General features: G+C 28.8%; 7 protein-coding genes. 1 reads left to right on the top strand and 6 read right to left on the bottom strand.

Annotated features, from left to right (window positions below):
• Window positions 1–127: 127 nt before the first annotated feature.
• From kduI to Q1J48_RS06845, 4 genes are read right to left on the bottom strand one after another with little or no spacing between them, the layout of a single operon-like run.
• Window positions 128–958, bottom strand: a complete 831-nt coding sequence (gene kduI / locus Q1J48_RS06860; RefSeq protein ID WP_300362179.1) for a 5-dehydro-4-deoxy-D-glucuronate isomerase — start codon at window positions 956–958, stop codon at window positions 128–130.
• A 31-nt stretch (window positions 959–989) separates the two neighbouring features.
• A complete protein-coding gene (locus tag Q1J48_RS06855; RefSeq protein WP_300362177.1) occupies window positions 990–2,297 on the bottom strand; it encodes a TRAP transporter large permease in 1,308 nt (435 codons plus the stop codon).
• A 15-nt stretch (window positions 2,298–2,312) separates the two neighbouring features.
• Entirely contained in the window at window positions 2,313–2,789 is a 477-nt protein-coding gene (locus Q1J48_RS06850; protein ID WP_300362174.1) for a TRAP transporter small permease, read from the bottom strand.
• A 17-nt stretch (window positions 2,790–2,806) separates the two neighbouring features.
• Window positions 2,807–3,811 (bottom strand): TRAP transporter substrate-binding protein, encoded by a 1,005-nt coding sequence (locus Q1J48_RS06845; RefSeq protein WP_300362172.1) that lies wholly within the window; start codon window positions 3,809–3,811, stop codon window positions 2,807–2,809.
• Window positions 3,812–4,054: 243 nt separating this feature from the next.
• On the opposite strand from Q1J48_RS06845, the gene Q1J48_RS06840 reads away from it, so the two are divergent.
• A complete protein-coding gene (locus Q1J48_RS06840; RefSeq protein WP_300362169.1) occupies window positions 4,055–4,822 on the top strand; it encodes an IclR family transcriptional regulator in 768 nt (255 codons plus the stop codon).
• Between the two features lie 72 nt (window positions 4,823–4,894).
• Here Q1J48_RS06840 and Q1J48_RS06835 read toward each other — a convergent pair whose 3' ends face one another.
• Both Q1J48_RS06835 and Q1J48_RS06830 read right to left on the bottom strand, forming a co-directional pair.
• Window positions 4,895–6,199, bottom strand: coding sequence for a TRAP transporter large permease (locus Q1J48_RS06835; RefSeq protein WP_300330054.1), 1,305 nt, complete (start codon window positions 6,197–6,199; stop codon window positions 4,895–4,897).
• Window positions 6,200–6,203: 4 nt separating this feature from the next.
• Window positions 6,204–6,572 (bottom strand): TRAP transporter small permease (locus Q1J48_RS06830; RefSeq protein ID WP_300362166.1); only part of this gene is annotated, 369 nt, incomplete at its 5' end.

The following is a 6,572-nucleotide window of genomic DNA, read 5'->3' as shown; positions in this document are numbered from 1 at the left end:
TAAAGCTACAACATATGCTTGTCCTAATCCAGTATTTCCACCAGTTACAATCGCTACTTTTCCCTCTAATGAAAAGAAATTCATTGAGAATTTGTCTAACATCTCATTCATTTTATTTCCTCCAAATTTATCTTAAAATTTCCATTGAAACATGATCCATATCTGTAAATATTTGATTTTCTCCAACCATTCCCCAAATAAAAGTATAACTTGCAGTCCCAACTCCACTATGAATTGACCAAGAAGGTGATATAACTGCCTCATCTTTTTTCATAACAATATGTCTTGTCTCTGTTGGTTCTCCCATCAAATGAAAAATTCTTGTATCTTCATCCATATCAAAATAAAAATAAACTTCCATTCTTCTATCATGTGTATGACAAGGCATACTATTCCATGTAGAACCATCTTCCAACATTGTCATTCCCATTACTAATTGGCATGATTGGCAAACGTCTGGATGAATATATTGATTTATTGTTCTTTTATTTGAAGTTTTTGTACTTCCTAACTTTACTTTTCTTGCATCTTCTAATCCTATTTTTATTGTTGGATATTTATGATGGGCTGGAGCTGAATTTAAATAAAATTTCGCTGGATTCTTAGGGTCTATTGATAAAAATTCAATTTCTTCAACTCCCATTCCAATATATATAGCATCTTTATTATTTATTTCATACTCAACCTTATCTAGGATCATTTTACCTGGTCCTCCTACATTAATTACTCCTAGTTCTCTTCTTTCTAAAAAGAAACTAGAGCCTAATTCCTTACCGCCTTCTAATTTTAATCCTTTTGTTACTGGATAAACTCCACCAACTATTATTCTATCATAGTGAGAATAAACTAGTTTTATATTGTCGATTGTAAATAAATCTTGAATTAAGTATTCTTCTCTTAATCTTTTTGTATCATAACTTTTAGCATCTTTATTACTTGAAGCATAACGAATTTCCATTTTTCCTCCTAAGCACACATTCTAAATTTAATTATTTGATTAAACCAAATAATTGTGGTAAAAACAATGAAAGACTTGGTATAAAAGTAACTGCAAATAATATTAAAATAGTCACTAAATAAAATGGTAATAACCATTTAAATACCTCTTCTATTGTTACATTTCCAACCTTACATCCTGTAAATAATATTGGACCAACTGGTGGTGTTATAGTTCCTATGCATAAATTAAATACCAACATTATCCCAAAATGAACTGGTGTCATCCCAAACTTTTCAACTATTGGTAAAAATATTGGAGTAAATATTAATACTGCTGGAGTAGGATCCATGAATGTCCCTATTATTAATAATAGAATATTCATAATTATTAATATTATAATCTTACTATCTGTAACTCCCAAAAGTAGCTCAGCTATTCTTTGAGGAATATGTGCAAAAGCCATTACCCAAGACATAATTGAAGAAACACCAATCATAAATATTACTATTGCTGTCATTTGAGCTGAACTTAAAAATATCTTAGGTAAATCACTTAATTTCATTTCCTTATAAATAAATGATAATATTAGTGAATACACAACTGCTATTGCTGACCCTTCAGTTGCTGTAAATATCCCTCTTAAAATTCCTCCTATCACAATTACTACTAATAATAAGCTTGGAACTGCATCCAAAACTATCTTTATCATCTGACTTTTACTCATATTATCTTCTGATTTATATTTTAATTTTTTCGCCATTAAACCAGCTATAATCATTATACCTAATCCCCACAAAATTCCAGGTATATAACCAGCAATAAATAATGCTGATATTGAAACACTACCTGCAACTGTTGAATATACTATCAAAGTATTACTAGGAGGAATTAACATCCCTGTTGGTGCTGATGATATATTCACTGCTGCACTATATTTTTTGTCATATCCCTCTTTCTCTTCAATTGGAGAAATTGTTCCTCCTACTGCTGCCGCTGCTGCCACTCCAGAACCACTAATAGCTCCAAATAACATATTTGCTACTACATTAGCTTGAGCCAATGGTCCATAAAATCTTCTTCCAAAAAGTTTAGCACAATTTATTAATCTTATAGCTATTCCACCTGTATTCATTATATTCCCAGCTAATATAAAAAATGGTATTGCTAATAACGAAAAAGAATTTGTTCCTATAAATACCCTCTGAGCTGAAGTTACCATAGCCCCATCAAAAGGTAATATTAATAACATTGCCATTGTTGAAGAAAGTCCGATACTAATACTTATTGGAACTCCTAAGGCTAAAAATATAGCTAATGTGACAAATATTATCATTCCTACTTGTATTGCTAAATCCATAATTAACTTTCTCCTTTATTTCTCGCTCTGTCCTAAAATAATTTTTTTGATATTATATATTGCATAGAATATTACAAAAACTCCACTGATAGGAATAGCTGAATAAACAACTCCCATCGGAATTTGTAATGCAGCATCAACCTGCACCATTTGTCTTAATGCTGAATAATATCCACCATATATCATAACCATAATAACAAAAATACTTATTATAATTTCCTGAAAAATATCTATAATTTTTCTAATATTCCCTTTAGTTAAATCTCTGACAAAAGAAATTTGCATATGTTCTCTCTTCCCGAAAACATAGGCAGAGCCGTACATAACTAGCCATACAAACAAATATTGTGCTGTTTGTTCTGTAAAAATACTAGGGTTATTAAAAACATATCTTGTAATAACTTGCCAAGTAACTAAAATTGTCATTATTCCCATTATTATAATACAAAATATTTCTATGATTCTATCCAAACCATTTTTTAGTTTCTCCATCCTTTATCTCCTTAGAATTATTTAGCTAAATCTCTAACATCTTTATATATTTTTTTAGTCATATCTGATCTATTAGCAACTTCTTCTTGTAAAGGTTTAACTCTTTCTTGGAATGGTTTTATATCTACTTCTATAAATTTAGCTCCATTCTCTGTTGCTATTTTTTTAGCTTGCTCTACATTTTCTCCCCATACTGTAAATTCTTCAGCTATAGTTTGTTTCATTAAATCATCAAATATTTTTCTATTTTCTGGAGTCATTCCATTATATAACTTTTCATTAATTATAATTAAATCTGGAACCATTAAATGATTAGTATATGAGAAATATGGCGCTATTTCATAGTGTTTTAAATCAACATAAGTAACTTCATTATTTTCTCCACCTTCAATTACACCTTGTTGAACTGCTGTGTAAACTTCTCCTTGTCCCATTGGAGTTCCTATTCCACCCATGTAATCAACCATTTTTTTCATTGTATCTGATTGCATTACTCTAAATTTATATCCTTTTAAGTCTTCTGGTTTTGTCATTGGTTTATCTGTATATAAACATCTAGCTCCTGCTGTAAATGCTCCTATTACTTCAAATCCATTTGCTGATACTGATTTAAATAATGGATTTAATACATCTGATGTAAATACTTTTTTCTGATGTTCTAAACTATCATATAAATAAGGTAATCCAATTACTGCAAAATCCTTATTAAAACTTTCTACAACTGGATTTCCCACAACTGACATTTGAATTACTCCATTTTGAACTAATTCTGCTGTTGCTCTTTGATCCCCTAATAATTCATTTGGTGATATCTCTAATTTATAAGCTCCTTTTGTTTGCTCTTCTAAATTTTTACTAAAGTTTTCTAAAGCCTTATACTGTGGATGTTTTTCTGACTGGTTAAAAGCAACTTTTAAAATTTGTGTTTTCACTGTTCCTGCTGTTTCTCCACCTTTTTCTTTTCCACATCCTGCAAATATTCCCATAATTACTAAACTTCCTACAAATAATGTCTTTTTCATAAAGCCCCCCTTTTAAATTTTTGTTCTTATTTAAGAACGTATTCGTATTTAAGTACAATATAAATATACTACATTGATATTACGTTGTCAAGTCTTTATTTCTTCCTTAAAAGTCATTATTAAACTTTTAAGTATTAAAATAGTTCACTTAAATAAAAAAAATATTTTTTTTATTTTTTTTATAGATCTTTTTTTGATTTTCTGTTATCATATTTTTAATATTAAAGATAACGAGGAAAAAATATGAATCTACACAAACCTACTGAAAGAGTTATCAGTATTTTAAGTATTATTTCAAAAAATCCAAATACCTTAACTCTTTCAAATATTTCAAAATTAATTAATATTCCAAAAAGCACCCTTTCACCAATTTTAAAAACTCTTGTCGAGTTGGAGATTTTAATTTTTAATCCAAATTCTCAAAAATATAATATTGGTTTAACTTCTTTTCAAATCGGACAAACATATTTAAATAATTTAAATGGTTTAACTCTTATAAAAGATCATATGAGAACAATTGTAAATGAATGTAATGAAACTTGCCAACTAGGAATTAATCACAATGATAAAGTTTTATATATAACAAAAGTCGAATCTTCTCATCCTATTAAATTAATGTCTTCTATTGGAAGTAACTTACCTCTTTATTGCACAGGATTAGGACGAGCTTTACTTTGGAAATACTCAAACACTGAAATAGAAAAACTTTATTCTAAGAATTTAATTAAATTTACAGAAAATACCATTTCAGATAGAGATACTCTTATAAAAATTATTTATGACTCAAAGAAAAAAGGTTACTGTGAAGAAATTGGAGAAATAACTTCCGATGCTCAATGTATTGCTGTTCCTATTATTTTAAATAAAAATATTGTTGCTGCACTTGGAATTAGTCTTCCTATTTTTAGAGCATCTGATGAACATCTAGATAAAATAAAAACTCTACTAAAAGAACATTCCATTTGTATTTCTAGAGAACTTGAATCTTTGAATATTTCAACCATAATTTAAATAACAAAAAAAGCTTGATTAATTTGCTAATCAAGCTTTTTATTTTAACGTTTATCTCATCCTATTTTGTTATTACTTTACAAATCCACCTAGTTGTGGTAGGTACATAGATATAGCTGGTATATATGTAACTAGCATTAATACTAATATTATTACACCATAATATTTTATTAATTGTGACATTACATCCTCTATTTTTAATTTTCCTACTTTAACTCCAACGAACAAAGTATTTCCTACTGGTGGAGTTATGTTTCCAATACATAAGTTGAAAACTATTATTATTCCAAATTGTACTGGGCTCATTCCAAATGATTTTACTATTGGTAAAAAGATTGGAGTAAAAATTAATATTGCTGGAGTTACGTCCATAAATGTTCCTATAAATAATAGCAATAAGTTCATTAATAATAAAATTAAATATTTATTACTTGTTAGACCTAAAATAAGATCTGATATTGCTTGAGGTACACCTGTAAATGCCATTACCCAAGACATTATAGTTGAAACTCCAATTAAGAATACAATTATTCCTGTCATTTTAGCACTTTCAGCAAAGATATTTACTAATTGCTTAAAGTTTATAGTTCTATAGAATAACATTGATAATAATAAAGTATAAACAACTGCAACTATTGATCCTTCTGTTGGAGTAAATATACCTTCTATTATTCCACCTATAACTATTATTATTAAAGCTAAAGATGGTAAAGCATCTATAAAAGTAACTAATACAACTTTTAATTTAAAGTTATTTGATCCCTTCATCCCTTTAGTTTTACATAAATAAAGAGTTAAAGCCATACAACCTACTCCCCATAAGATTCCTGGAATATATCCTGCCATAAATAAGGCAGCAACTGATGTTCCACCACTTACAAGAGAATAAACTATTAAAGAGTTAGAAGGTGGTATTAAAAGTCCTGTTGGAGCACTGGCTATATTTGCTGTTGCCCCCAATCTTTTATCATATCCTTCTTCCTCTTCCATTGGAAGTAAAATTCCTCCCATTGCAGCACAAGCAGCTGTTGCTGATCCAGAAATTGCTCCAAACATCATATTTGCTAATATATTTGTTTGCATTAATGATCCTGGAATTCTTCCTGTTAAAGATTGTGCAAAAGCAACAAGTTTTTTAGCTATTCCACCTTGGTTCATTATATTCCCTGCTAATATAAAGAATGGAATCGCTATTAAAGTAAAGTTAGATATCCCTGAAAAAATTCTTTGAGCTCCTGTTACTAAGGTATTGTCAAATACTAATGATGGAAGTATAGCTAATATAGAAGATACTCCTATACTTATAGCAATTGGAAATCCCAATAGTAAAGTTACTATTAAAACGGCAAACATTATAAAGGCTGTTGTCATTACCATTTTATTATACCTCCTCTTTTAATTTATTTAACAAATCTTTTATATTTAAAATACTGTATATTGAAGTTATAACACCACAAGTTGGAAGTACAGAATACACATATCCCATTGAAATTCTTAAAGCTGGAGATATTTGAGTCATAGTTAACTCTGTTATTGCTTTTCCTCCGCAAACTAAAACTCCAAAAGCAAATAATAATATTACTATTTCAGATAAAATTCCTATATATATTTGCTCTTTTTTACTAAATTTCTCAACAAAGAATACCATACGCATATGATCTCTTTTTCCAAAAACATATGAAGCAGCAAACATAGACATCCATGCAAAAGAATATGATATTAACTCTTCTGATATAGTACTTGGATCTTT

This window comes from Fusobacterium sp. (genome assembly GCF_029258315.1).
Taxonomy (GTDB): domain Bacteria; phylum Fusobacteriota; class Fusobacteriia; order Fusobacteriales; family Fusobacteriaceae; genus Fusobacterium_B.
Note: the sequence above shows the minus strand (reverse complement) of the source record. Positions and strands in the feature narration are given on the sequence as shown.

Excerpts from the sequence above, each read along its gene's own strand:
- kduI (WP_300362179.1), bottom strand. The coding sequence starts at position 958 with ATGGAAATTCGTTATGCTTCAAGTAATAAAGATGCTAAAAGTTATGAT.
- Q1J48_RS06855 (WP_300362177.1), bottom strand. The coding sequence starts at position 2,297 with ATGGATTTAGCAATACAAGTAGGAATGATAATATTTGTCACATTAGCT.
- Q1J48_RS06840 (WP_300362169.1), top strand. The coding sequence starts at position 4,055 with ATGAATCTACACAAACCTACTGAAAGAGTTATCAGTATTTTAAGTATT.
- Q1J48_RS06850 (WP_300362174.1), bottom strand. The coding sequence starts at position 2,789 with ATGGAGAAACTAAAAAATGGTTTGGATAGAATCATAGAAATATTTTGT.
- Q1J48_RS06845 (WP_300362172.1), bottom strand. The coding sequence starts at position 3,811 with ATGAAAAAGACATTATTTGTAGGAAGTTTAGTAATTATGGGAATATTT.
- Q1J48_RS06835 (WP_300330054.1), bottom strand. The coding sequence starts at position 6,199 with ATGGTAATGACAACAGCCTTTATAATGTTTGCCGTTTTAATAGTAACT.